Here is a 23623-nt window from a genome sequence, read left to right as displayed (position 1 = left end):
CCCCTCTGGCGACCCCCGGCCACCGTCGACCCGACACGACCGCTGATGCGCAACACCCACTTCCACCCCGACACCACCGCCCAGACGACCCTGAACCTCACGCCACCGACCGAACCCGACCCCATCCCCTTCTGAAAGCTGGGATGAGGCGACCGCTCGCAATCGTCCGAGCGGGCCCTAGGCTGGAACTGTGGCGACCGATCTCCTAAGCCCCGATAACGGGACGACGACGCAACCAGGCAGCGTGGGTCCTCTACGCCTGGAAGGGCGCCGGCATCCGGATCCAACGGGTACGGAAATTCGACACGCGCGGAGAAGGACGTCCTCCGCCCCATGACCGAAACGGCCTCCTCGCTGCAGCGAACGACTCTCCCGTCGGACAGGCGACGTCCGACGGTCGATCAGCCGCGCTCATCGGTCGTCGCGCGCCTGGTGACCGGACCAGCGCTCTCGGTGATCTGCCTCGGCCTGCTGCCCATTGCCTTGCTCGTCCTCGGCGCGTTCGTCCCGAAACTGCCGGTCATCGGCCAACTCGGATCGCTGCTCTCGGGCTGGTTCGCCTGGGCAGGGCTGGCGACCGCCCTGCTCCTCGCCGCCTGGCTCTTACTGACCGGCAGGAGGGCAGCCCGGAAGCGCCGCCCCTGGCATCACGTCGTTGCATCGTTCGCCGCTGCGGTCCTGGTCGGCTGCGTGATCGTGACGGTCAGCTTCACGGCCACCGGCCTGGGCGACGGAGTACTAGTCAACCCGCTCGCCCGACCGGCCGCACCCCGGGCTCCGGATGCCGTCGAGCAGTACGGCACCGTCCCTGCCGATCCGGGGCGCTTCGGCCTTGCGGCAGGCGAACCGCTCGAGGTGTCGGTGTGGGCGCCGACTCCTCCGTCAACCGGTCCGGCGCCGATCGCCTTCTTCACCCATGGCGGAGGTTGGATCGGGGGCGCGCCGGCAGATGACTCGGCCGGGATGAAGGCCACGATGGCGGACGAGGGCTGGCTCGTCATCAGTGCCGAATACACGCTGGCCACGCCGGATCATCCGACCGCCGACATCGCCGAGGCCCAGGTCGGTTGCGCCATGGCCTGGGCAGCCTCCCATGCCGCCGACTATGGCGGGACGCCCGCGACGTTCGTCTCTCTGGGCGACAGCGCAGGCGGCAACCTGGCTCTCAACACCGCCTACCGCGGCAATGCCGACAGGCTGGACTGCCCAGGAGCGGACCGCTTCCCGACGGTCGACGCCGTGGCAGTGCTCTTCCCGGCCGTCGATCCGTACGCCCTCCACGCAGATGCGCTGACCAGCGGAAGCCGCCCCGGGCGCAGTTTCACCCAGTGGTACACCGGCGGCACACCGGCCGAACGGCCGGAGACGTACCGGGCCGTGAAGTCATCGACGCACATCAACTCGCAGGCCCCTCCGACCCTGATCCTGCAGGGCCAGAACGACCACACTGTTCAGCCCCACGCGGTCTACGAATTCGCGGCGACTGCCGCCCGGGCGGGAGTGGACACCACCCTGGTGCGGGTGCCCTTCGCCGACCATGTGTTCGAAGCGACGCCGATGGGATCGCAGCTCTACTCGAAGGTCACGCTGAAGTGGCTCGAAGACCTCGGGCTGGGCCCCGAGCGATAAGCAAGCACAAGACACAGGCATAGCACGGGCACGGGCACGGGCACGGGCACGGGCACGGGCACGGGCACGGGCACGGGCGACCGTATGACGGCGGACACCGGCCACGCCGGCGTACTCCAACTCAGGAATCAGACGACGAACGCGGTGACCGATCCCGGCTCGATCTCCGTCCGGCCCGCGTCGCGGATCAGCGGCCCCGTGGCCTGCCGCTTGAGCGCCTCGAAGTCCTCGGCGTCGGCCCAGCGCACGTCGAGCGGCTGACCGGCCGCCAACCATGCGTCGACTCGCGGATGATCGTGGCGGATTGCCTCCAGGAGCCAGGCGAACAAGGCGTGGGCCGCCTGCGCGGAGGCCTTACCTGTGGACATGCCGAGCCCGTCGTTCAGGACCAGTACGACGACGGCTGTCGTGTCGCCGCCGCAGGTCCCGTCGCGGCTGGCGGTCCTGTCATGGCTGACGGTCTCGTCGTCGCTGTCAGTCGTGTCCATGCTGCCCACCGGCGCCCACGCCGACGCACCTACCGCGTCGGCGCTGCTTCCGGCCGGCGGGGCGTTGTCCGGTGTGCTCGCCTCCGGGGCTGGATGAGCTGCGCTGCCGGGCCGGAGAGACCCTTCGGCTGAGCGGGGCTCCGCCGTCTCCGCCGGCTCCCGGGCGGCCAGCCATTCCCTGCGCTCCTCGGGTGTCCGGGGCAGTGCCGTGCCCGAGACCTGGAGCTTGGCGACCTTCTTGGGCAGTTCCTCCTTGGCCGCGGGAACGAACGCGATGGCTACCCCGCCGACGGATGCGTCGTCGTGCTCGTCGAGGCGTGCCTCGCCCTCGAACCCACCGAGGGAATCGGCGAACTCCGCAACGATCTTCGGGAAGGTCCGCGCGTCGGCTCGGCGCACCGACTTGCCGAAGTGTCCGGCCGCCCATTGGCGCCACTCAGGCAGATCGGGCTGGGCGAGGAAGGCGTTCACGCTCGCCAGTGCCGCCGCGGCCACACCCTCCGACTCGAGCGCGGGACGATCCTTGTCGACGAGGAGAACGATCTGCTGCATGAGTTCGCGGTCGTCGCGTTCGAAGAGTGCCACGCCCACCAGTTTCCCAGACGGGCCGCCGTGCACCGACGCCGGCGACTCGGCGGGCCTTCCGAGGGCCGCGGGATCATCCCCCGGCCCGCCCTGCGGGCCTCCGCGCGGCGGCTTCGGCTAGCGGGACTTCAACGCCAGCGACGCTCCGAATCCCACGAGCGCGGTCCCGCAGAGGCGATCGACGAACCGCACGTAACGCGGCCGCTGCAGCCGGCCACGGACGGTGTGGGCCCCGGCGATGATCAGGGCGAACCAGGTCAGCCCGAGCAGATTGTGCACCGCTGCGAGCGCGACGCCCATGAGCCACGGCGAGACGCCCTCCGGGATGAACTGCGGGATCATCGCGATGTAGAAGACGCCGATCTTGGGGTTCAGGAGATTCGTCCCGAGCCCCTTGGCCCACGCCAGCACGAGGCCCCCGTCCAGGCGCCCCGTCGCCACGGCGACGCGGACACCGTCGGGAGCACCCGCCGTCGTCGTCGGATCAGCGGCGCGGAAGGATCTCCAGAGCATCGTCCCGCCGAGCCAGATCACGTACGCCGCCCCGGCGATGCGCAGCGCCGTGTAGGCGAGTTCGGACGCCGCGAGGAGGGCGGAGGCACCGATCGCCGCAGCGACGCCCCAGGTCATGGCGCCCGTGTTGATCCCGACGGCTGTGGCGAAGGCGTAGCGACGGCCTTGGCCGATGGCGGACCGGAGAACCAGCACGGTGTCCACTCCGGGGGATGATCGTCAGGAGTGCCGCGATCGCAGCGAAGGACAGCAGCGCCTGTTCGATACGCACAGCGGAATCCTACGGGCCGCACGCTGGCGCGGGTTCACCGCCGGGGCAGGAAACGCTCCAGCGCCAGCTCGGCGAACCGTTCACCCATCGCCCGATGTGCCTCCGAATCGGGGTGCAGGCGGTCCGGCAGTGGCCAGCGCTCGGCGTCCTGCGGACCGTAGAGTTCGCGCCCGTCGAGGTAGTGGAGGTTCGGGTCCTCGGCCGCACGCTCCTCGACGACCTCGGCGAGTACCTCGCGGAAGTCGGCGAGCGCGAGGCGGCCCGCCGCCCGGTCCGCCGGGTCCCCGGTGGCGATGAAGCTCGCCCGGCCCTCGGCGAACGCCGCGGGATCGAAGGCGCCCGGACCCGGGGTCTCCTCGTGGATGCCGCAGTAGATCGGTGAGATCACCAGCAACGGGGTCTCCGGGTGGCCGTCCCGGATGGTGTCGATGAAGCCGTGGACGGCGGGGGCCAGCACCCGGCGCCGCATGGCGTCGGCGCCGACGATGTTGATGCCGACCTTCAGGCTCAGCAGGTCCGCCTGCGAGTCGCGCATGATCCTCGCGATGAAGGGGTCCAGCATGGCCGATCCGCCGAATCCGAGGTTCGCGAGATCCACCCCCGCGCGTCGCGCGGCGACCACGGGCCAGATCCCGGCTGCCGTCTCGGCGTTGGATCCCTGGCTGATGGAGCTGCCGTAGTGGACCCAGGCGGGGCCATCGGCCGTCACGGGCCGCACCTCCCCGTCGGCCCGGAGGGCACGGAGCTCGACGGTCTCGACGTGAGACAGCCAGATCTGGACCCTGCGCATGCCAGCGGGGCTCGTCGCTCCCGCCGTTCCCGCCGCTCCGGCCGAGGCGCCGGCGCCGGCGTCCGCGAGATCGATGCGCAGCGTCGACGGCTCGCCGGTCTCCATCGACTGGGCACCGGTCTGGAGGTCGATCCACATCTGGTTGGCCTGAGGCGCGGTGAAGCGGGAGGTCAGTTCGCCGTCGACCTCAACGTCGTAGACGCCGTCCGGTCGGGCGGGGCCACCGCGGTAGGCCAGCCGCCCGGGCAACAGGACGAGTTCGACGACGGTCGCGTCGGTGTCGAAGGCGATCCGCACTCCCGAGGGCCTGCTCTCGGCCATCAGCAGCTGGCCGTCGGCGCCGCGCGACCGGACCCACGACGGCAGCCGGTGCGGGACCAGGCCCAGCTCGGTGCGCTCGATCTCCTGGGCGCCATGAAGCAGGTCAGGCGACAGGTCGATGGTTCCCAGCCTCCCGGCGCCTCCCGGCTGGGTACTGTTCGGCTGGTCGGTGCTGCTCGGCTCGGAGTCGCTCATCGCGGTATGCCTCTCTACGCGTAGTCGTCGTGATCAGGCTAGCGGCCCGCTGTCTGTTCGCGTCAAAGCATCCCGACGCCCGGACCCGTAGCGGGCGCGTACCTGACCCACCTCCGGAGGCGAGCGCGGGGACGGCACCGGGGGCGAGCACGGGGCGGCACCAGGTGCGAGCACGGGCGCGTACCCGGCCCGGCGCCGGGTACGAGTAGGGCTCAGACCAGCCGGCGTGCCCCCGCGGCCGGTCGGACCCCGAAGACCTCCGGCGCCGCGTAGCCCGTCCGGCCGAAGGCCTCGCGCACGGCCTCTCCGATGCGCTCGGCGTCGGCCGCGCGGACCAGGGCGATCGCCGTGCCGCCGAAACCACCGCCGGTCATGCGCGCCCCGTAGGCCCCCGCTGCCACCGCGGTATCGACGGCGAGGTCCAGCTCCGGGCAGGAGTTGCCGAAATCGTCGCGCATCGACGCGTGGCTGTCCGTCAGGAGCCGGCCGAGCTCGCGGCGCTCCGTCTCACCGGCCGCCCGGAAGTCCACGCTGTCCAGCAGCCGCACGGCGTCCAGCACGCGCTGGTTCTCGGTCACGATGTGCTTGACGCGGGCGTAGACCTCCGGGGACAGCTGGTCCCGCGCCGCGGGCAGCTCGCTCTCCTCCACGTCGCGGAGCGCCTGGACGCCGAGCTCGCGGGCACCGAGCTCGCAGGCGTCCCGGAGCTGTCCGTACCCGCCGGACTCGTGCGCGTGGCTGACGCGCGTGTCGATGGCGAGGATCTCGAGCCCGGCCTCGGCGAGCGCGAGCGGGACGCCGCGCGACTCGCGGGTCCGGCAGTCCAGGAAGAGGGCGTGCCCGTCCTGCGACAGCAGGGAGGCGGACTGGTCCAGGATCCCGGTCGGCGCGCCGACGAAGTCGTTCTCGGCCCGCTGGGCGATCAGGACCAGCTCGTCGAGTCCGTGCCCGAGCCCGGCGAGGTCGTTCACCGCCACTCCGACGGCGCATTCGATCGCGGCGGAGGAGGACAGGCCGGCGCCGATCGGCACGCTGGAGTCGAGGACGACGTCGTACCCCGGGCCGACGTCCGCCGCCCCGGCTTCCCGGCCCAGCGACCAGAGGACACCGGCGACGTAGCGGGCCCACCCGGGCAGATCCCCGCCGAGCACCTCCGGCGCGGCGTCCTCGGCACCGGTCGCGGCCGCCCCGGCGGCGTCGGAGCCCAGCTCACGCGGCGACGGACCCCCGCGCAGGGCCGCGAGGTCGACGCGGACGAGGCCCGCCCCCGCGACCTCCTGCCGGCCGGCGATCCGCAGCTCGCCGGTCTCGGTCCGCCGCAGGGCGACCCGGGCGGTGTGCTCGATGGCGAACGGGAGCACGAACCCCTCGTTGTAGTCGGTGTGCTCCCCGATCAGGTTCACCCGTCCGGGGGCCGCCCAGACGCCGTCGGGATCGTCGCCGAAGACGGCGCGGAAGTGGTCGATGAGGTCCGCCGCGTCGGAGGGGCCGCTGGAGTGGCTGGTCCTGGCGTGGCTGCCCTCGGCGTGGCTGTCCTTGGGGTGGCTGGTCATGGGCTCGGGTGTCCTTGGCTCGTGGGAAGAGGGGCGGTCTCGGGCGGGTCAGGCCTCGGCGCGGGCGATCGCATCGCGCAGGGCCTGGGCGGACGCCTCGGGGATCACATCGCCCACGAAGGCCCCCATCGCCGCCTCCGAGCCAGCCAGGTACTTCAGTTTGCTCTCGGCCCGGCGCGGGCTCGTCAGCTGCAGGTGCAGGCGGTAGTCGTCCCGGCCGTCGTCGTGCCCGTCGCTGTGCCCATCGTCGTGCCCGTCGCTGTGCCCGTCGTCGTGCCCGGCGCTGTGCCCGTCGGCGCGCGCCCGTCGGGGCGCCTGGTACCAGGCGGAGATGTACGGGGTCGGCGACTCGTAGAGGGCGTCGACCCCGCGCAGCAGGCGGTGGTAGACCGCCGCCAGCTCGTCCCGCTCGGCATCGGTCAGCTCCGTCAGGTCGCCCACGTGGCGGTGGGGCATGAGGTGCGCCTCCACGGGCATCCGGGCGGCGAAGGGCACAAAGAGCGTCCAGTGCTCGCCGCGGTGGACGATCCGCGACCCCTGCTCCAGCTCGAAGTCCAGCACGTCGGCGAAGAGGCTCCGTCCGGTGCGCACGCGGTGCTCGCGAACCTGCCGGAGCTGCGCCTGCACGCGGGCGGGGACGTACGGGTAGCCGTAGATCTGCCCGTGCGGGTGATGGAGCGTCACGCCGATCTCGGCACCGCGGTTCTCGAACGGGAAGACCTGCTCGATCCCATCCATGGCCAGCAGCGCCCCCGTCCGGTGGGTCCAGGCGTCGACGACGGTGCGGACCCGCTCGACGCCCATGCCGCTGAGCGACGCCGCGTGGTCCGCGCCGAACGTGACCACCTCGCACCGCCCGTGGGCGGGATCGATGCTGCCCAGGTGCGTGCCGAGGACCTGGGCGTGCTGCTCGGGCCCCAGCGAGGGGAAGCGGTTCTCGAACACCACCACGTGGTAGTCCTCCGCCGGGACCTCGGAGGGGTTCGCGGCCGTGGTGGGGCACAGCGGGCACTGGTCCGCCGGCGGCAGATGGGTCCGGGTCTGGCGGTGGGCGGCGAAGGCGATCCACTCGCCGAGGAGCGGGTCGTACCGCAGCTCCGACGACGGCGGGCGGCCGGGCAGGTCCCGCGCGTCCGCGGCCGGGGCCTCCGCCGGGGCGGCGCCGGCGTCGTAGAAGTAGAGCAGCTCGCGGCCGTCGGCCATGGTGGTGGCGAGCGGCTCGGCGCCGCCCCGGGGGCGGGGGTCCAGGTGGCTCATGTTCTCTCCTGTCGGTGCGGGCGGAAGGCAGGGGGTCGCTATCCGGTGACGCGCAACCGGAGGGTCAGTTCGATGCGACGGGCGGCGAACGTGGCCTCCTCGGTGACGCCGACGCCGCAGGACCGGGTGCCGATGCCCTGGTAGCCGCCGTCGATCACCAGGTGCCATCCGCTGGACTCCGGCAGGAGCGCATGGTGCGTCGCGGACGCGAGCTCCTGCTGGCTCCACGGGGACAGCGTGAACCCGGAGTCCTCGGGGCCGCGGACGACGTCGACGTGCAGCCGCCGCCCGTCGGCGAGCGCGAGCTGGAGCTGGCGCAGGCGGCCGCGCCGGCCGTTGGCCTGCGGCTTCGGGTAGTCCGTGCGGACCTCGCCGGCGGGAAGCCGGTGGGCGCCGAGGCGAGTGGAGGCGGCCATGTCGGCGTAGTGCTCGCCGGGCCCGGCACCGCACCACGCGACGTCCGACGCGTCGGTGATCGACGCCGCGGGCAGGACGAACTCGAGGCCGAGCAGCGGCAGCGGCGCTCCGAGGTCATCGGCGGTGAGGGCGGCGTCCAGCAGCCAGCCGTCCGGTTCGCGGCTCCACTCGAGCTCCGCCGAGATGCCGGCGCGCTCCTGGGCGGCGGCATAGCGCTGGAGCACGCGGAGAGCCCCGGGTTCGACGTCGGAGGCTGGGCTGACGCTCACGGTCCGCCGCTGGAGTCGGTCGAGGCCCCGGGCGTACCAGTCCTCGGCCATCGGGGACGGCTCGTACGGCACGGTGCCGGCGTAGGTGTTCCAGTCGAAGTCCTCGGGCGCCTGCTGCTCCACGCCGACGGCGCCGTAGGTGCCGGGGCGCATGTCGCGGGTCGGTTCGCTGCAGAGCAGGTCGTTGTCGGTGGGCGCGCGGAAGGCGGCGACCTCCGGACCTGCGATCGGGGCGCCGCCGAGGGCGCGGAGCAGGCCGTGCTCGTCGAACTCGGCGTCGGCGGCGCCGGGCTTCGGCACCACGGCGCCGTCCGGCAGCTGCCGGAGGGACTCGCCGGCCTCGAACTGGCCCCAGGCGACCTCATGCCCGGCCGGGGCCCACCACGTGTCCGCCCGCAGGCGCGCGGAGACCGTGAGGACTCCCCCGTCGCCCTCGTCCTCGCCGCGGAGGTGGCACTGCAGCTCGCGGGGGAGCTCGACCGTCGCCTCGGCGCGGGCCGCGACCGCCGGCACGTCGAGGGTGGTGACGACGGCGTCGTCCCCGGCGCTCGTCGTCCAGACGGCGCGGAACTCGAACGCAGACGTGTCGACGAAGTCCTGGCGGTTGCGCACGGTGAGCGTGCAGCCGGCGAGCCCGAAGCGCACGGGCTCGATCACCTTGAGGTACTCGACCAGGCCCGGCGTGGGCGTCAGGTCGGCGAAGACCAGCCCGTCAAGCACGAAGTTGCCGTCGTGGATCGGCTCGGCGAAGTCGCCGCCGTAGGCCCGCACGAATCGTCCGTCCGGCGTCCGCGCGTCGAATCCGTGGTCCTTCCACTCCCAGACGAATCCGCCGGCGGCGCGGTCGTGCGCGTCGAAGACGGCCTCGTAGTCGCTCAGCCCGCCGGGGCCGGTGCCCATGGCGTGCGCGTACTCGCAGAGGATGTACGGCTGCTGGGCGATCCGGTCGCTCCCCTCCCGCGTGGCGGTGGGGATCGGCTCGCCGCGGCAGATGGCGTGCGACTCGGTCGGCGTCGCGTACATCCGCGAGTAGACGTCGGTGTAGCGGGCATCGTGGTCGCCCTCGTAGTGGACGGGCCGCGTGGCGTCGTGCTCGTGCAGCCAGTCGGCCATGGCCTGCAGGTTCTGCCCGGTCCCCGCCTCGTTGCCGAGGGAGAACATGACCACGCTGGCGTGGTTGGCGTCGCGCCGCCACATCCGCTCGACGCGGTCCAGGTAGGTCTCGCGCCACTGCGGGTCGTCGGACGGGTTGCCCTCCCACAGGACCAGGCAGTAGCCGTGGGTCTCGACGTCGCACTCGTCGATGATCCAGAAGCCCAGCTCGTCGGCGAGCTCCAGCAGGTGGTGGTCCGGCGGGTAGTGGCTGGTGCGGACGGCGTTGATGCCGTGCCGCTTCATGACCTCGAGCTCGCTGCGCGTGTACTCGCGGGTCACGGCGCGGCCGGTGCGGGGGTGGAACTCGTGGCGGTTCACGCCCTTGAACCGGACCGGCGCGCCGTTGACCTTCAGCACGCCGCCCTCGATCGTGACGGTGCGGAATCCGGCGCGCAGCGTGACGGTCTCGCTCGCCGTGGCGACTTCCACCGTGTAGAGCCGCGGCGTCTCGGCCGTCCAGCCCTGGACGGGTCCGACGTCGATCGTCGCCTCCGTGGTCACGGTCGCGGTGGCCGTGCGGTCCTCGGGTGCAGACACGGCGTCCGGCTCGGTGAGGGTGCTCGGCCCGGCCGGGACATCCAGCCCGGCCGACGTCTCGAGGCCGAGCGACGTCTCGACGGCGAGTTCGGGGATCCGCACGGTGACCGGGAACGCGTCGCGCGCCGCGTCCACCTCGAGCGTCAGGCGACCGGCTCCGGCGTCGTACTCGGCGACGCTCCGCACGTCCCACAGTCCGCCGGCCGGCTGGGCGATGAGCGTGACGGAGCGGAAGATGCCCGGGAGCCACCACTGGTCCTGGTCCTCGACGTAGCTGGCCGCCGAGAACTGGTGCACGCGGACGACGAGCCGGTTGCGGTCCTGGCGGAGGTGGTCGGTGAGGTCGAACTCGTGGGTCAGGCGGCTGCCGGCGGCATGGCCGAGGTCGAAGCCGTTGAACCAGACCTTGAAGATCGACTCGACGCCCTCGAAGCGGAGGATCGCCCGGCCCCCGGTGCGGACCGACGCCGCGAACTCTGCGCCGAGCTCCTCCAGCGTGAAGTCGCGCAGGTAGTCGCCGGTCCCGTTCTCGTCCGGCACGAACGGCGCGTCCAGCGGGAAGGGGTAGTTCACGTTGGTGTACCACGGGCTGCCCCACCGGTTGCGCTCGCCGAGCACCAGCGGGCCGTTCTCCGCGTCGAGGACCCAATGGCCGGGAACGGCGACCGTGTCCGGGAAGTCGGCGGTGTGCTCGGGCCAGGAGTCGCCCTGCGGGTCCGGGGCCGCGGCGAGCACGCTGGGCGCGTAGCGGAAGCCCCACCGGCCGTCGAGCGTCGCCTCGGGCCGGTCGGACGCCAGGTGCGCGCGCGCCGGGAGCGCGCCCTCCCCCGGGGACGTGGAGAGGAAGTAGGGGCGTTCGTTCACGTGACTCTCCTGCTGCTACGGGACTGCTGTGCGGGTGCTTCGGGACGGCTGTGCGGGCTCCGGACGACGCGCGCCGGTTTGCGGCTGACCGCTGACGGCCGGCGGCCGGCGGCCGCGAGGACGTGCGGACGTGCGGGTCCGGTCTTCCGCCGGACTGGTCTTCCGCCGGACTGGCCGCCCGAAATCGCTCACATCCGCACATTTTCTACCGTAAACTTACACCACGGCCTCCTGCGATGCGAGGCCTGTCACACTTCCGGCACAGAACGGACGGACCATGGCCGAGCTCCTCCCCCAGCAGCGGCACCAGCACATCCTCGACGAGTTGAGGCTCCACGGGCAGGTCCGCGTGACGGACCTCGCCGCGCAACTGGGCATCTCCGAGATGACCGTCCGCCGGGACCTCAGCACGCTGGAGGCCGCCGGCGAGCTGGTCAAGGTCCACGGCGGCGCCACGCGGCAGCACTCCGCGGCGAGCGATGAGCCCGGATTCTCGCGCAAGCTCAGCCTCCAGTCCGCGGAGAAGGAGGCGATCGCGCGCCGGGCCGCCCGCCTCGTCTCGCCGGGCATGACGGTGGGCCTGACGTCGGGCACCACGACGTTCGCGCTCGCCCGCCAGCTGATCGACGTCGACGGCCTCACCGTGGTGACCAACTCGCCGCGCGTGGCCGACGTCTTCTACGCGGCCGAGTCGGCCGGGGGCCCGACGCAGACCGTGCTGCTCACGGGCGGGGTGCGCACGCCGTCGGACGCGCTGGTGGGGCCGCTGGCGCTCGGCGCCCTGGCGCAGCTGAACGTGGACCTGTTCTTCATGGGCGTGCACGGGGTGCGGGCGGACCGCGGCTTCAGCACGCCGAACCTCCTCGAGGCGCAGGTCTGCCAGGCGTTCCTCGCGTCCGCCGCGCGCACCGCCGTGGTGGCGGACCATGCCAAATGGGGCGTGACCGGCTTGAGCGTGATCGCCCCGCTGGAGGCCGCCGATCTCTACGTCACCGACGACCAGTTGCCCCCGATCGCTCTCGAGCAGCTCGGCGAATCGATCACGGACGTGATCGTGGCGGACTGACCCGCCGCTCGGCCCCGCCGCTAGACCCCGCCGCTAGACCCGGACCAGCACCCTCACGACTTCTGGAAGGCTGTACCCATGCGCATTCTCGTCACCGGTGGCACCGGCTACATCGGCTCGCACACCGTGCTCGCCCTGCTGGAGGCCGGCCACGACGTCATCGTGGTCGACAACCTCTACAACTCCTCGCCCGAGGCCCTCCGGCGGGTGGGCGAACTCGCCGGCCGGACCGCCGACCTGGAGGTCGTGGACCTGACGGACGAGTCCGCCCTGGAGGACGTCTTCGCACGCCATCATCCGGAGTCCGTGATCCACTTCGCCGGGCTCAAGGCCGTCGGCGAGTCCACGCGGATCCCGCTGGACTACTACTACAACAACACCGCCGGGACCATCTCCCTGCTGCGCGTCATGCAGCGCAGCGGCATCCGGAGCATCGTCTTCAGCTCGTCGGCGACGGTCTACGGCGAGCACAACCCGTACCCCTACATGGAGCACATGGAGATCGGCGCCATGAACCCGTACGGGCGGACCAAGGAGCAGGTGGAGGACATCCTGTCCGACGTCGCGGCCGCCGACCCCGAGTGGCGCGTGGCCCTGCTGCGCTACTTCAACCCGGTGGGGGCCCACCCGTCGGGACGCATCGGCGAGGATCCGCAGGGCATCCCGAACAACCTGGTCCCGTTCATCGCCCAGGTGGCTGTGGGCCGGAGGGAGAGGCTGCAGATCTTCGGCGACGACTACGACACCCCGGACGGGACCTGCCTGCGCGACTACATCCACGTGGTGGATCTGGCCGAGGGCCACGTGGCGGCCCTCGAGTACATCGCCGGGCACCCCGGAACCCATCGGTGGAACCTCGGCGGCGGGTCGGGCACCTCCGTCCTGGAGATGCTGCACGCGTTCGAGAAGGCCGTGGGCCGCGAACTGCCGTACGAGTTCGCGCCCCGGCGACCCGGGGACCTGCCGGCGTTCTGGGCGGATGCCTCGCGCGCCAAGGCCGACCTGGAATGGTCCGTCACCCGCAGCATCGACGAGATGTGCCGCGACCACTGGCGCTGGCAGGAGAACAACCCGAACGGCTACGCCGGCTGACGGAGGCCGGCCCGGTCGGGGCCGTCGAGTTCCGTTTGCTCGAGCTGGCCGGTCAGCTCGAGTTGGCCGACCGCTCAGCCGGCCCCGCCGCACCGGCGAGGAGTACGACGTCGGCGGGCACCGGCGTCGTACTCCTCCTCCTCCGGGGTCCAGTCATCTAGGGTCCAGTCATCCGGGGTCCAGCGGGCTTACTCGGCCCGGTGGGCTCCGGAGCGGTCGCGTCCGTTCCGGCCGTCGCGGTCCTCATTCCGCGTCCGCTCGTCTGGGGCGGAACCACCGTCGGACGCCCGGTCGCGCTGCGCCCGGTGGTCGTCGGTCCGCTCGTCGTGGGTCGGGTCCTTCTGGGTCCGGCCGTTGGTCCGGCGCAGGTTCCGGGCCCGTTCCACGTGCTCGCGGTACTTCCGGGCCTTCTTGTCACTGGCCTTGGTGTCGCGCGCCGGGAGCTGCAGCTCCTCCTCCGCGGGCAGCCCGGCCTGCAGCTCGCGGCCCCGCTCCATCTCGCTGTCCAGCTCCGCGCCGAAGAGCAGGACGGCATTCACGATCCAGATCCACAGCAGCATGATGACCACGCCGGCCAGCGCACCGTAGGTCGCGTTGTAGCTGCCGAAGTTCACGACGTAGAAGAAGAAGCCCGCGGTGGCCAGCAGCGCGACCACGATGGCGACGACCGCCCCGGTGCTCATCCACCGGAATTTGGGCTGCTTCACGTTCGGGGTCGCGTAGTACAGGAGCGCGATGACGAACACGACGATGAACGCCAGCACGAACCACTTGGCGATGTTCCAGACCGTGATGGCGACCGCGCCGAGCCCGACCGCGTTGCCGACGGCCTCTGCGATCGGGCCCGAGACGACGAGGACGGTCAGGGCGACGGCCGCGAGCACCAGGATGAGCGCGGTCAGCAGGTACAGCTGGAGGTTGACCTTGATGAAGCCCCGCCCCTCCGGCACGTCGTAGATCCTGTTCATCGCGCGGCCGAAGGCCTTCACATAGCTGGAGGCGGTCCACAGCGCGGCCAGCAGACCGATGATGAGGCCGATGCCGGGCGCCGGCGCCGTGAGGATGGATTCGAGGGCGGGGCGGACCGTGCTCCATGAGCTCGCCGGGACCATGCCCTCCGCCTGATCGAGGAACCGGGTGACCGTGTTCCCGCTCTGGCCGACGAGGCTCAGGATCGAGACCAGGGCGATCAGCGCCGGGAAGATCGACAGAACGGTGCGGTAGGTGAGGCTGGCGGCCAGATCCATGCAGCCGTCGGCGGAGAACTCGCGCAGCGTCGACTTGAGGATGAACGCCCAGGAGGCCTTGGTGATGTCTCGGGGCGAGTCGGGCTTCCGGTGGTCATCCGGCGGTGGCGCGTCCGCGGGATCGGTGGGCGCGGGTTCGGGGTGCGCTTGGCCTCGGGGTCGGTCCGACATCGCAGGTGCCTTTCTCCAGGGCTCTTCTCCAGGGCTCGATCGGGGTGGTCTCGGTTCGCACAGGTCCATGCGGGGTGGTCCGTGCACGCGGTGTGGGCTCAGCCGGTTGGCGTCCCACGGCGCCGACCCGCCGCGCGGGTCAGTCGCCCGGCCACTCGCCGGTCAGCCGCTCGAACGTCCGGGCGCCGCCGCGATCGACGAGCGCTTTCACGAGCGCGAAGATCGCTCCCTGGATGGTCACTGCCAGGAGGATCTCGCGGAGGCCGTACTCGGACTGGAGGGCGGTCGGCGCTTCGTCCTTGCCGTCGGAGACCCGCTTCCAGACCTGCTTGAACACCACGCCCGCGAGCGCACCGCTGACGATGCCGCTGATGAGTCCGAACGGACGGTAGAGGATCTTGGCTGATGTGCTGGAGTGCTTCTGGGTGGCCATCTGTGCGTCCTTTCTCGACGGGTGGTCGCCGGCGTCGTCGTCAGGGTCGGGGCCCCGATGTGCCGCGAACGGTCAGCGCCGGGCGCTGCGGATCAGGAGGATGACGACGGCGGCTGCCGCAGCGAGGGCGATCCAGCCGTCCCTGTTCGGCTTGCCGCGCTCGTCCGTGAGGCGCTCCTTGGCCTGCTCGGCGTACACGCGGGCCTGGTGCCGTGCGTCGTCGACCTGCTCGGTCACGCGCTCCTTGGTCTCGTCCATCTGGTGCCGCGCGCGCGATTTCACGTCCAGCTTGCGGGAGAGGGCCTCGACGGTCTCCCCGACCTCCTGCCGGGTGCGCTCGATATCCGCCTCGATCTCCTCGGGCGTTGCGTCCTGATCCGGCTCCGGGCGGGAGGTCGACGCCGGGGGCACAGACGCCGCGGACGTCGACGCCGGGGGCACCGACCCGGCGGGGCCGTTGGCGGTTGCGGCGACTGTGGGATCAGTGGCGCGGGAAGTGGTGGGGTCAGGCGTGGTCATGGCGGCTGTGCTCCTTTACCTCTTCGACGTCGCGGTGGACGTTGTCCTTGGTCCTCTCCGGCGTGGGCGTGAGGTTCTCGAACTTCTTCTTGCCCAGCAGGGCGGCCACTCCGGCGGCCACGAAGAGGACCACGGTGACGATCAGGGCCGCGCCCCAGGCAGGCAGAACGAGTGCGAGGGCGAGGATGGCGGTGGTCACGAGCGCCGCGAACCCGAACCAGGCGAGGATGCCGCCGGCGCCGAAGTAGCCGGCTCCCATCCCACCCTGCTTGGTCTTGGCCGTCAGTTCGGCACGTGCGAGTTTCAGCTCGTCCCGGACCAGGCGGGACGTCTGCTCCGAGAGTTGCGTCATCAGTTCCGGAGTCGAGGGCTCCGCAGGCCTCTGTGGTTGGGTCATCGCGCTCCCCTTTACTTCTTCGACAGGCGGTCCAGCCGCCGCGGTCAGTAGAAATGAAGCTGTCAGCCCGGGATTCCTCCCGGGGAACGTAGGCCCAGACTCTCGTGGAGGCGATGGGGTTTCAATCGATAGACGCTGTGAACTCCGTGGAAAATACGTCAGTCCATGGGAGCCCTGGGCTCAGGCGCGGGCCGAGGGAGGGCGCAGCGTCCCCCACCACGTCCTCCCTCGGCCTCAGCCGACCCGACCCCGTATCGTTGCGGGCGCAACGACCGCGCGGGTTCGGCGACTACTGCTTGGACCAGCTCCCGCAGCGGCGCGTCTGGAAGTCCTGCCCCTCGGAGAGGGTCACCATCGGCCGGCCACCACCGGGAATGTCGTTCTCGAGGATGTCGTCCCCATTGGTACTCGAGCGATAGATTCCCCAGTAGCAGTCGCTGCCGACGTTGTCATCCGAGCGATAGGTGCCGGCAGCGATGTCGACCCCGACCACCCAGGTCCCCTCACCGACGGTGTTCGCCGCTTTCTCCTCCTCAGCTGTGGTGACGGCGGCCTCCCGCTCCTCAAGCCCGGTCTCCCGCTCGTCCAGCGCCGCCTCGCGACCGTCGAGCTCTGCGCTACGCGCCTCGACCGCGGCTTCCCGTTCCGAGGTCGCATCCTCCAGGGCCGCCGCCTCCGATTCGAGAGACTTCACCCGGCCCTCGAGGGTGCTGACCTCCGCCGAGAAGCCATCGCGCTGAGACACCATGGCTCGATACTCGTCCGATTCCGTCGGATCCGCCCCGGCTGACCCAGCGGCGAACCCACCGCCGAACAGCGCGGCGGCCAGCACCAGCCCGACGACGACCCTCCCGGATCCCCGCCGCTGCGGCGGTCGACCGCCCGCGGTCGTGGTTTCCTCCTCGTCGAGATGGCCTTCCGTCACCTGCGGATTCTCCTGCTTGTTCATGTCTCCCCCTGAAATTCGATCGAGCGATGGTCAGCCGTCGGCGGGTTCGACGATGATGTCGAGTCCGTCGTCGGGGTGATAGGTCCAGGACGCACGGAAGGCGTCCCAGCTGATGGTCTGCGTCCCGTCGAGTGCCCTCGTCGAGGACATCCGCGAGTACCCGGACTCCGGCATGCCTAATCCATCGAGGACGCAGACCTGATCGTCGGTGTCGAGGCCTCCGGAGAGGACCCCTTCTCCACTGCCGTCGAGCTCGAGTGCCTGCCCGTCGTCCAGCACATAGACGCCCGACGTCTCAGCCGTGAGGCTGCAGTCCTCCAGTGCCGTCTCTATACCGGCGGTGGACTCATCGCTCGCTCCGGCGGCGAGCCCAACGCCGATCAGTACACCGACGACCAGCCCGGGGATGGCGCCGAGACTGAACATGCCCCAATCGCGCTTCCGCGCCGCCTGGGGCGGGGCGTGCCCCGGTCCCTGAGTCGCCTCCCGGTCCGACCCACTTACGAGTCCGGCGCCGGTCGCGCCCTGTGCGCGTGTTTCATTGCTCATGTCCCCCAACTTTCTGTGTGATTGATGGAAACGACTACCGGACCGCGAGGGTCCACGCGCCGTCGGCCTGGATGGAGAGGACCGACGGTCCTGCGAAGAGGGAGCGGTGCCCGAGTAGGAGCGAGAGCAACCAGGTAGCGATGAAGGACTTCTGCATAGCCGCGGAGTACTGCTGCGGCTGTGGGAATTCGGTAGACGAAACCACGGGGGCCTCCTAGTGAGAGGCCTGGGGTGCGGGATGGGAAGACCGGTGGGGAGCGCCCCCCAAGCTAAATGCGCTCCCCACCGGAAGCCGGCGGACCTGGAGCTGTCGGCATGGCACGCGTTCAGCTCCAGCCGGGCCGCCGGCGGCTGTGAGACGGGAAGTTCAGCCCGAAGACGTGGACTTCCCTCCGCGGCGGGAAGCGACGGCCCCTCTGGACCGACGATTCGTCGCGGTGCAACCGGGAAGAGGTTGCACGTTCAAGCTACGGAAGGGGACCCACATTTTAGATCCGCGGCCGGCGGGGTCGGCCGCCATCGCCTCCACCAGCAGCTGAACGGCGGCAGCTGACAGAAGGCTTGGCCATCAAGCTGGTGATTGAGCAGATGGAGACGATGCCACCTCCATTTGACGAGGGCCCGGGTAGCGGAGTACGGCCACGCTCGGGTCATCGGATCATGCCAAGGATTTTGCGGGATCCTTAGGACATTGAAAAAATCAGGACATTTTTTTACATGTCTCACGGATGTTGCTAGCTTCTTTGCATGACTTCATGGCGCGCGGACACCGCATACAACGACCTCCCGCCACTCCCGCCCCCCGTGGATGTGGAGACCAAGCCCGTCCTCAAACTCGCCATCGAAGCGCGTGCATCGCTGGCTGCCCTCAGCCAAGCGACTGGGTCCATGACCAATCCGCAGGTCCTGCTGAACGCGATCCCTCTACTTGAAGCGCAGGCAAGTTCAGAGGTAGAGAACATCGTCACGACCGCCGACGCCCTCTTCCGCCATGCGGACGACGAACCGTCGGCCGATCCCGCTACGCGAGAAGCGCTCAACTACCGCACGGCCCTGATGGAAGGGGTCGACATGGTGAAGTCACGAGGTGTCATCACGTCGAACACGGCTCGAGAGGTCTGCTCTCGAATCAAGCAACACACGATGGACCTTCGGTCCAGCGACGGCACATTTATCGGAAATCCAGCCACCAGAAAGGCTGTCTACACGCCTCCCTCCGGTCGTGCAGTCATCGACAAGAAGCTAGGCGAGTGGGAGAAATTTGCGAACTCCGGCGAAGGCCTCGACCCGTTGATTCGAATGGCCTTGGCGCACTACCAATTCGAAGCGATACACCCATTCGACGATGGCAATGGGAGGACGGGGAGAATCCTGAATGTCCTCATGCTCATGTCCGACGGGCTGCTCAGTCAGCCGGTGTTGTACCTCTCCAAATACATTATCGCCCGCAAGAACGACTACTACGACGCCCTGCTGGCAGTGACCGCTGAGGGTGCGTGGGTCCCGTGGGTCGAGTACATGCTCGACGCCGTACGAATGACCTCCGGATCAACACTGAGCAAGATAGAACGAATCAGCGATTTACAGACGGCGCTCAAGAATCGCATCGGAACGTCCATCCCAGGCGCGCACATGGCACTCATAGACGTCCTGTTCGAACAGCCGTACTGCCGAATCTCGAATGTGATGGACCGGTGCCATGTCTCGCGGCCCACCGCTACTAAGTGGCTCCGGTCTCTCGTCGATGACGGAGTCCTGATCGACATGCAAGTGGGTCGGGAGAAGCTGTTCATCAACTGGCAGTTTATGGAACTGCTCACGGCCGACGAGACGGACGCGGAGGAATCTCGTCAAAATCAACTCTTCTGATCCTGACTCACCCACGAGCCCCTACAGCCAGTGCGGCGCCGGCGCCGGGGCGCCGCCGTTCCAGCCGTCGCCCGCGAACTGCAGGCGGTCCAGGGGCTCCGCCCGCCCGGTGGCCCAGGCGGCGAGGTCCGGCAGCTGGCCCGTCACCACGGTGACGCCGGCACCCGGCCCGGCCTCGCCGTCGTACTCCTCCTCTTCCGCCGGCGAGCCCGCGGGGTGCAGCCGCAGCCCGCGGGCCTCCTCGCGGGCGGACCACGCCGCCTCGACATTGCGCAGCAGGCGCGTCAGCACGGCCTCGGGCACGTCTCCGAAACCGGCGCCGCTGTTCAGGTCGATCGCGTGGAGCCAGAGCTCGCGGGCGCGCATCCACACGCTGGTGGACGCGGCGATCTCGGCGCCCTGCCTCGTCTGGACGCGGGCGTCCCAGGCGGCGTCGTCCATCCGCTGCCAGTGCTCGGCGAGCTCCTGGTGGGAGTCCTCGTAGAGGAAGTGCAGGGAACCGGGCTCGAGCGCGGCGCCGGCCTCGATGTCGGCGTCGCGTGCCTCGGCGGAGGCGTACATGGGCGTCTCGACGCCGGTCTCGGCCCAGGTCATGAGCCGGGACAGGGCGTAGGCGTTGTAGCCGACGTGGGCGACGACGTGCGCGCGCGTCCACCCGGGCAGCAGCGAGGCGCCGGCGAACTGGGAGTCCCGCAGCTCGTTCAGGCGGGCGTGGAAGTAGGCGGCGGCCTCGTCGACGCCGGCCAGCTCGCGCAGGACGTCCACGTCGGCGGTGCGGTAGGTCGTCTCGCTCATGATCGGTGCCCTTCGGTCGGCTGTCGCAGTGACCTCAGCATGGCACACGAGTGAGACGGGCAACCGCGCGGGTACGACGACGGCCGTGCCGGGCCTGTGCCTCAGTCGCGCGGGAGCCTCAGTCGCGCGGGCGCGGGGCCGGGGTCCCGGGCGCGATGCGCTCCCACGTGTCGTCGTAGAGCGGCGCGTTGCCGGGGCCGGTCTCGACGGCGGGCTCCAGCCCCTCGGCGGCGGCCAGTCCCGGGTCCATCTCCTCCTCGGGAGTCCACCCGGCCTCGCGCTGCTCGGCGGTGAAGCGCTGGTACTGCGCCTCGTAGAGCGCCCGGTACTTGGCCTCGGCGGCGGCCTCGAGTTCGGCCTGGTGCGCTGCGCGCTCGGCGTCGAGGTCGGCCTGCTCCGCATCCAGTCGGGCCTGCTCGTGGGCCCGCCGCTCCGCTGCCTCGGCCCGCTTCTGGTACATGTGCACCGTCAGGTGGGTGATGGCGAGCAGCACCACCGGCGGCATGGCCGCGACCAGCGCGGAGACCACCGGCGGGATGCCGGACTGCGTGCTCTCGACCGTGAGGATCGCGTGCACGGAGTTCGCGGCCGTGGAGACGATCGCGCCGAAGAACAGGAGCGACCACGGGTAGATCATCGCGCGGCGCTCGTGCCCGTTGAGCGCCACGATCGCCACCGTGGCGGCCACGATCATGCCGTCCACGATGATGGGCCAGATCCAGGCGAGGTGCGCCTCGATGCCGGAGCGCTGCGCCAGATCGGTCAGCGCTGCGAAGGAGAGGATGAAGGCGCCGACGGCGATGACGACCGTGGCTCCGACGGCAGTCCAGAGAACTGCCTTGTGCGGCTCATTGGGGATCTTGATGGTCTGCATGCGGCGGCGTGTCTCCTGGGAGTACGGGATGGCCGGTGGTCCGGCCGGGCCGAACGGCCCCCGTGAATCCTATCCGCGTTCGGGGCCAGCTTCGGCGGCCGCCGGGTACAGGGCGCAAGGACCGCGGCCCAGGCTCCGCGACCCGGGGGGGCGGACTTCCGAGAGCCGGGGGCGGAGTTCCAGAGTCCGGGGATCCGGGGACGGAGTTCCGGGGCCCGGGGATCCGGGGACGAGGGATCCGCCGAGCGATCACCCCGCCGGACAGCCGACGGGGTGATCGCCAGGCGAGGGCGGCGTCGTCCTCTAGAGCGGAAGCCCTCCGCCGGGGAGGCCGCCGCCGGGCAGGCCGCCCAGCAGGCCGCCGATGAGCGCGAGGAGCTGGTTGAGAAGGTCGAGCAGTCCTGACATGTTGCTTCCTTTCGTCCCGGTGGCCCCGCGTGGCCACTCACATTCCGATGCCGCCGGGTCGGCGACGTCGTCAGCCTGACACAGCGAGCACGCGCTGCACAGGGCGCGGCCAGGATTTCACCAGCTCTTCATGGGCCCTTCGGCCGGGTGGCCGCGACTCGCGCCGAGGCCACCCTCGATGCGGACGGCGGCCCGCCCCTCCCGAGGTCAGAAGCGAGTTGCCGCCCCCTCGCCCGCTCTGTAACGTGCCTCACATCGGGCGGCATCGCCCGATGCGTCGGCTCGGCCGGCCCGCACACCCCGCGGAGCCGCAACGGCCGACCCACTTCAACGGCGAAGAGGATCAATGGACTTCACACCCACCGAGTCCCAACAGCAACTGGCCGCATCGGCCCGCGGAGTCGCGGACCGCATCGCCCCCGACTACGCCCAGCGGGAGCGCGACGCGCTGATCGACCCCGAGCTGCGCCGCGAGATCGGCGGTCTGGGCCTCATCGCCCCGGAGCTCCCGCAGCGGTGGGGCGGGCGCGACGAGGAGCGGCTGACGTCCGGCATGATCACCGAGGAGATCGCGCGCGGCGACTTCAATGTCGCCTACCTGCAGATCATCGGCTCCCTGGTCGGGCAGATCCTCGCCCATCACGCCCCGGAGGAACTGGCCGGACGCTGGGTCCCGCGCATCACCTCCGGCGAGGGCATCGTCGCCATCGGGCTCTCGGAGCCCCAGGCCGGGTCCGACGCCGGCAGTCCCCGGCTGGCGGCCCGTCGCGACGGCTCCGATTGGGTGCTGAACGGGACGAAGTCGATGTCCTTCGCCCTGCAGGCCGAGGCCACCGTGGTCTTCGCGAAGACCGATCCCGACGCGAACCGCGGGCACGGGATCAGCGCCTTCCTGGTGGAGCTGGACACGCCCGGCGTCGAGCTGGAGCGCTCCCCGGACATGGGGACCCGTGCCGTCTCCCGCGGCCTCGCCCACATGGCGGACGTGCGCGTCCCGGCCGAGCACCTGATCGGCGTGGAGGGCGAGGGCTTCGTCCAGGTCATGCAGGGCTTCGACTACTCCCGCGCGCTCATCGGCCTGCAGTGCATCGGCCCGGCTGCCGCCTCGGTGGACGAGACGTGGGACTACACGCGCCAGCGCACGGCGTTCGACCACCCGCTGAGCAGTTTCCAGGGCGTCGCCTTCCCGCTGGCGGAGGCGGAGACGCTCCTGACCGCGGCCCGGCTGCTCTGCTACCAGACGCTGTGGCTGAAGGACCAGGGGCTGCCGCACACGGCCCAGGCCGCCATGTGCAAATGGTGGGCGCCCAAGACGGCCTACGACGTCATCAACCAGTGCCTGCTGCTCCACGGCCAGCTCGGCTACACCACCGCCCTGCCGTTCGAGCAGCGGATGCGCGACGTCCTGGGCCTGCAGATCGGCGACGGCACGGCGCAGATCATGAAGATGGTGATCGCCCGCCAGAAGGTCGGACGCGAGTTCGCCCCATGATCTGGCCCGCGATCGAGACCGAGGATTCCGGAAGGGAGAGAGCATGACCACCGAGGACAGCAGCACCACCGCCGCCGGGCCCGAGCGGATCGCCATCGTCACCGGCGCCGGTTCCGGCATCGGACGCGGCATCGCGCACCGCCTCGCGGAGGCGGGCAACGTCGTCGTCATCGCCGACATCAACGAGGACGCCGCGGTCGGCGTCGGCGAGGAGATCACGGCGGCGGGCGGCCGGGCGTGGGGCATCCGCGCCGACGTCACGCAGCGCCCGGATGTGGACTGCGTCGTCGCATGCGTGCGCGAGCGGCACGGCCGGATCGACGTGCTCGTCAACAACGCCGGCTGGGACCGGGTGGGCCCCTTCGTGGACTCGGACCCGGCGGACTGGGACCGGATCATCGGCATCAGCCTCTACGGCACGCTGCACTTCGCGCACGCCGTGGTCCCGGTGATGGCGGAGCAACGGCAGGCGGATCCGGACTTCAGCGGGCGGATCGTGAACATCGCGTCCGACGCCGGCCGGGTCGGCTCCAGCGGCGAGGCCGTGTACTCGGCGGCCAAGGGCGGGGTCATCGCGTTCACGAAGACGCTGGCCCGGGAGGCCGCGCGGCACGGCGTCACCGCGAACTGCGTCTGCCCGGGTCCGGCCGACACGCCCCTGTTCGAGCAGATCAGCGCGGACAGCCCCAAGCTCCGAGAGGCCCTGATCCGCGCCATTCCGATGCGGCGGCTCGCCCTCCCGGAGGACCTGGCGGCAGCGGTCGACTTCTTCGCGTCGCCGGACGCCGGCTACGTGACGGGCCAGACGCTCTCGGTCAGCGGCGGGCTGACCATGGCGTAGGCAGGTCGGGGCGCCGGGCGAGGTCGGGCCCGACTAGGTCGGGCCGTGCGAAGGCGAGCCGTGCGAGGGCGGGGCGA

The 23623-nt window shown here is 70.8% G+C and carries 21 protein-coding genes; 6 read left to right on the top strand and 15 right to left on the bottom strand.

The genetic code is table 11. The features are described 5' to 3' along the window. The first annotated feature begins 333 nt into the window (after positions 1-333). Entirely contained in the window at positions 334-1629 is a 1296-nt protein-coding gene (locus ABD784_RS11540; RefSeq protein ID WP_344884608.1) for an alpha/beta hydrolase, read from the top strand. A gap of 128 nt (positions 1630-1757) precedes the next feature. On the opposite strand, the gene ABD784_RS11535 is transcribed toward ABD784_RS11540, so the two are convergent. From ABD784_RS11535 to ABD784_RS11510, 6 genes are all read right to left on the bottom strand, one after another. After that, on the bottom strand, positions 1758-2702 hold the full coding sequence (locus ABD784_RS11535) for an aminoacyl-tRNA hydrolase (RefSeq protein ID WP_344884605.1): 945 nt from the start codon (positions 2700-2702) through the stop codon (positions 1758-1760). A gap of 117 nt (positions 2703-2819) precedes the next feature. Beyond that, positions 2820-3419, bottom strand: coding sequence for a LysE family translocator (locus tag ABD784_RS11530; RefSeq protein WP_344884603.1), 600 nt, complete (start codon positions 3417-3419; stop codon positions 2820-2822). 101 nt (positions 3420-3520) lie between these two features. Next, complete coding sequence (locus ABD784_RS11525) at positions 3521-4792, bottom strand: SGNH/GDSL hydrolase family protein (RefSeq protein ID WP_344884601.1); 1272 nt, start codon at positions 4790-4792, stop codon at positions 3521-3523. A gap of 212 nt (positions 4793-5004) precedes the next feature. Further along, positions 5005-6345 (bottom strand): galactokinase, encoded by a 1341-nt coding sequence (galK, locus tag ABD784_RS11520; protein WP_344884598.1) that lies wholly within the window; start codon positions 6343-6345, stop codon positions 5005-5007. 48 nt (positions 6346-6393) lie between these two features. After that, a complete protein-coding gene (gene galT, locus ABD784_RS11515; protein WP_344884595.1) occupies positions 6394-7602 on the bottom strand; it encodes a galactose-1-phosphate uridylyltransferase in 1209 nt (402 codons plus the stop codon). Between the two features lie 38 nt (positions 7603-7640). Continuing rightward, complete coding sequence (locus tag ABD784_RS11510; protein WP_344884593.1) at positions 7641-10844, bottom strand: glycoside hydrolase family 2 TIM barrel-domain containing protein; 3204 nt, start codon at positions 10842-10844, stop codon at positions 7641-7643. Between the two features lie 277 nt (positions 10845-11121). On the opposite strand from ABD784_RS11510, the gene ABD784_RS11505 reads away from it, so the two are divergent. Together ABD784_RS11505 and galE are read left to right on the top strand one after the other, a co-directional pair. After that, complete coding sequence (locus ABD784_RS11505) at positions 11122-11910, top strand: DeoR/GlpR family DNA-binding transcription regulator (RefSeq protein ID WP_344884590.1); 789 nt, start codon at positions 11122-11124, stop codon at positions 11908-11910. Between the two features lie 78 nt (positions 11911-11988). Then, positions 11989-13002, top strand: a complete 1014-nt coding sequence (gene galE / locus ABD784_RS11500; protein ID WP_344884587.1) for a UDP-glucose 4-epimerase GalE — start codon at positions 11989-11991, stop codon at positions 13000-13002. 188 nt (positions 13003-13190) lie between these two features. On the opposite strand, the gene ABD784_RS11495 is transcribed toward galE, so the two are convergent. The 7 genes from ABD784_RS11495 to ABD784_RS11465 all read right to left on the bottom strand — a co-directional run bounded on the left by ABD784_RS11495 (position 13191) and on the right by ABD784_RS11465 (position 17472). Continuing rightward, positions 13191-14420, bottom strand: a complete 1230-nt coding sequence (locus tag ABD784_RS11495; RefSeq protein ID WP_344884584.1) for a YihY/virulence factor BrkB family protein — start codon at positions 14418-14420, stop codon at positions 13191-13193. Between the two features lie 139 nt (positions 14421-14559). Beyond that, positions 14560-14853 carry a DUF4235 domain-containing protein gene (locus ABD784_RS11490; protein ID WP_344884581.1) on the bottom strand — a complete coding sequence of 98 codons (294 nt, stop codon included), beginning with the start codon at positions 14851-14853 and terminating at the stop codon, positions 14560-14562. Positions 14854-14925: 72 nt separating this feature from the next. Continuing rightward, entirely contained in the window at positions 14926-15372 is a 447-nt protein-coding gene (locus ABD784_RS11485) for a DUF3618 domain-containing protein (RefSeq protein WP_344884579.1), read from the bottom strand. Continuing rightward, positions 15359-15724 (bottom strand): phage holin family protein, encoded by a 366-nt coding sequence (locus ABD784_RS11480; RefSeq protein ID WP_344884576.1) that lies wholly within the window; start codon positions 15722-15724, stop codon positions 15359-15361. The genes ABD784_RS11485 and ABD784_RS11480 overlap by 14 nt, the downstream gene beginning before the upstream one ends. A gap of 334 nt (positions 15725-16058) precedes the next feature. Next, positions 16059-16718 (bottom strand): hypothetical protein, encoded by a 660-nt coding sequence (locus ABD784_RS11475; protein WP_344884573.1) that lies wholly within the window; start codon positions 16716-16718, stop codon positions 16059-16061. A gap of 30 nt (positions 16719-16748) precedes the next feature. Continuing rightward, complete coding sequence (locus ABD784_RS11470; protein WP_344884570.1) at positions 16749-17144, bottom strand: hypothetical protein; 396 nt, start codon at positions 17142-17144, stop codon at positions 16749-16751. A gap of 157 nt (positions 17145-17301) precedes the next feature. Continuing rightward, entirely contained in the window at positions 17302-17472 is a 171-nt protein-coding gene (locus ABD784_RS11465; protein WP_344884567.1) for a hypothetical protein, read from the bottom strand. A gap of 542 nt (positions 17473-18014) precedes the next feature. Between ABD784_RS11465 and ABD784_RS11460 the strand changes: the two genes are divergently transcribed. After that, positions 18015-19136, top strand: a complete 1122-nt coding sequence (locus ABD784_RS11460; RefSeq protein WP_344884564.1) for a Fic family protein — start codon at positions 18015-18017, stop codon at positions 19134-19136. 21 nt (positions 19137-19157) lie between these two features. Here ABD784_RS11460 and ABD784_RS11455 read toward each other — a convergent pair whose 3' ends face one another. Together ABD784_RS11455 and ABD784_RS11450 are read right to left on the bottom strand one after the other, a co-directional pair. Beyond that, the gene (locus tag ABD784_RS11455; RefSeq protein ID WP_344884561.1) at positions 19158-19931 is read right to left on the bottom strand and encodes a maleylpyruvate isomerase family mycothiol-dependent enzyme; all 774 of its coding nucleotides are present in this window, start codon (positions 19929-19931) and stop codon (positions 19158-19160) included. A gap of 118 nt (positions 19932-20049) precedes the next feature. Further along, on the bottom strand, positions 20050-20805 hold the full coding sequence (locus ABD784_RS11450; protein ID WP_344884558.1) for a DUF2637 domain-containing protein: 756 nt from the start codon (positions 20803-20805) through the stop codon (positions 20050-20052). Between the two features lie 754 nt (positions 20806-21559). Here ABD784_RS11450 and ABD784_RS11445 point away from each other — a divergent pair. Both ABD784_RS11445 and ABD784_RS11440 read left to right on the top strand, forming a co-directional pair. Further along, entirely contained in the window at positions 21560-22705 is a 1146-nt protein-coding gene (locus ABD784_RS11445; protein WP_344884555.1) for an acyl-CoA dehydrogenase family protein, read from the top strand. A 43-nt stretch (positions 22706-22748) separates the two neighbouring features. Beyond that, entirely contained in the window at positions 22749-23546 is a 798-nt protein-coding gene (locus ABD784_RS11440) for an SDR family NAD(P)-dependent oxidoreductase (RefSeq protein ID WP_344884552.1), read from the top strand. Positions 23547-23623: the final 77 nt, after the last annotated feature.

Origin of the sequence: Zhihengliuella alba, assembly GCF_039538765.1 — a bacterium.
In the GTDB taxonomy this organism is placed as follows: Bacteria; Actinomycetota; Actinomycetes; order Actinomycetales; family Micrococcaceae; genus Zhihengliuella; species Zhihengliuella alba.
This window is presented reverse-complemented; position numbering and strand designations above follow the sequence as displayed.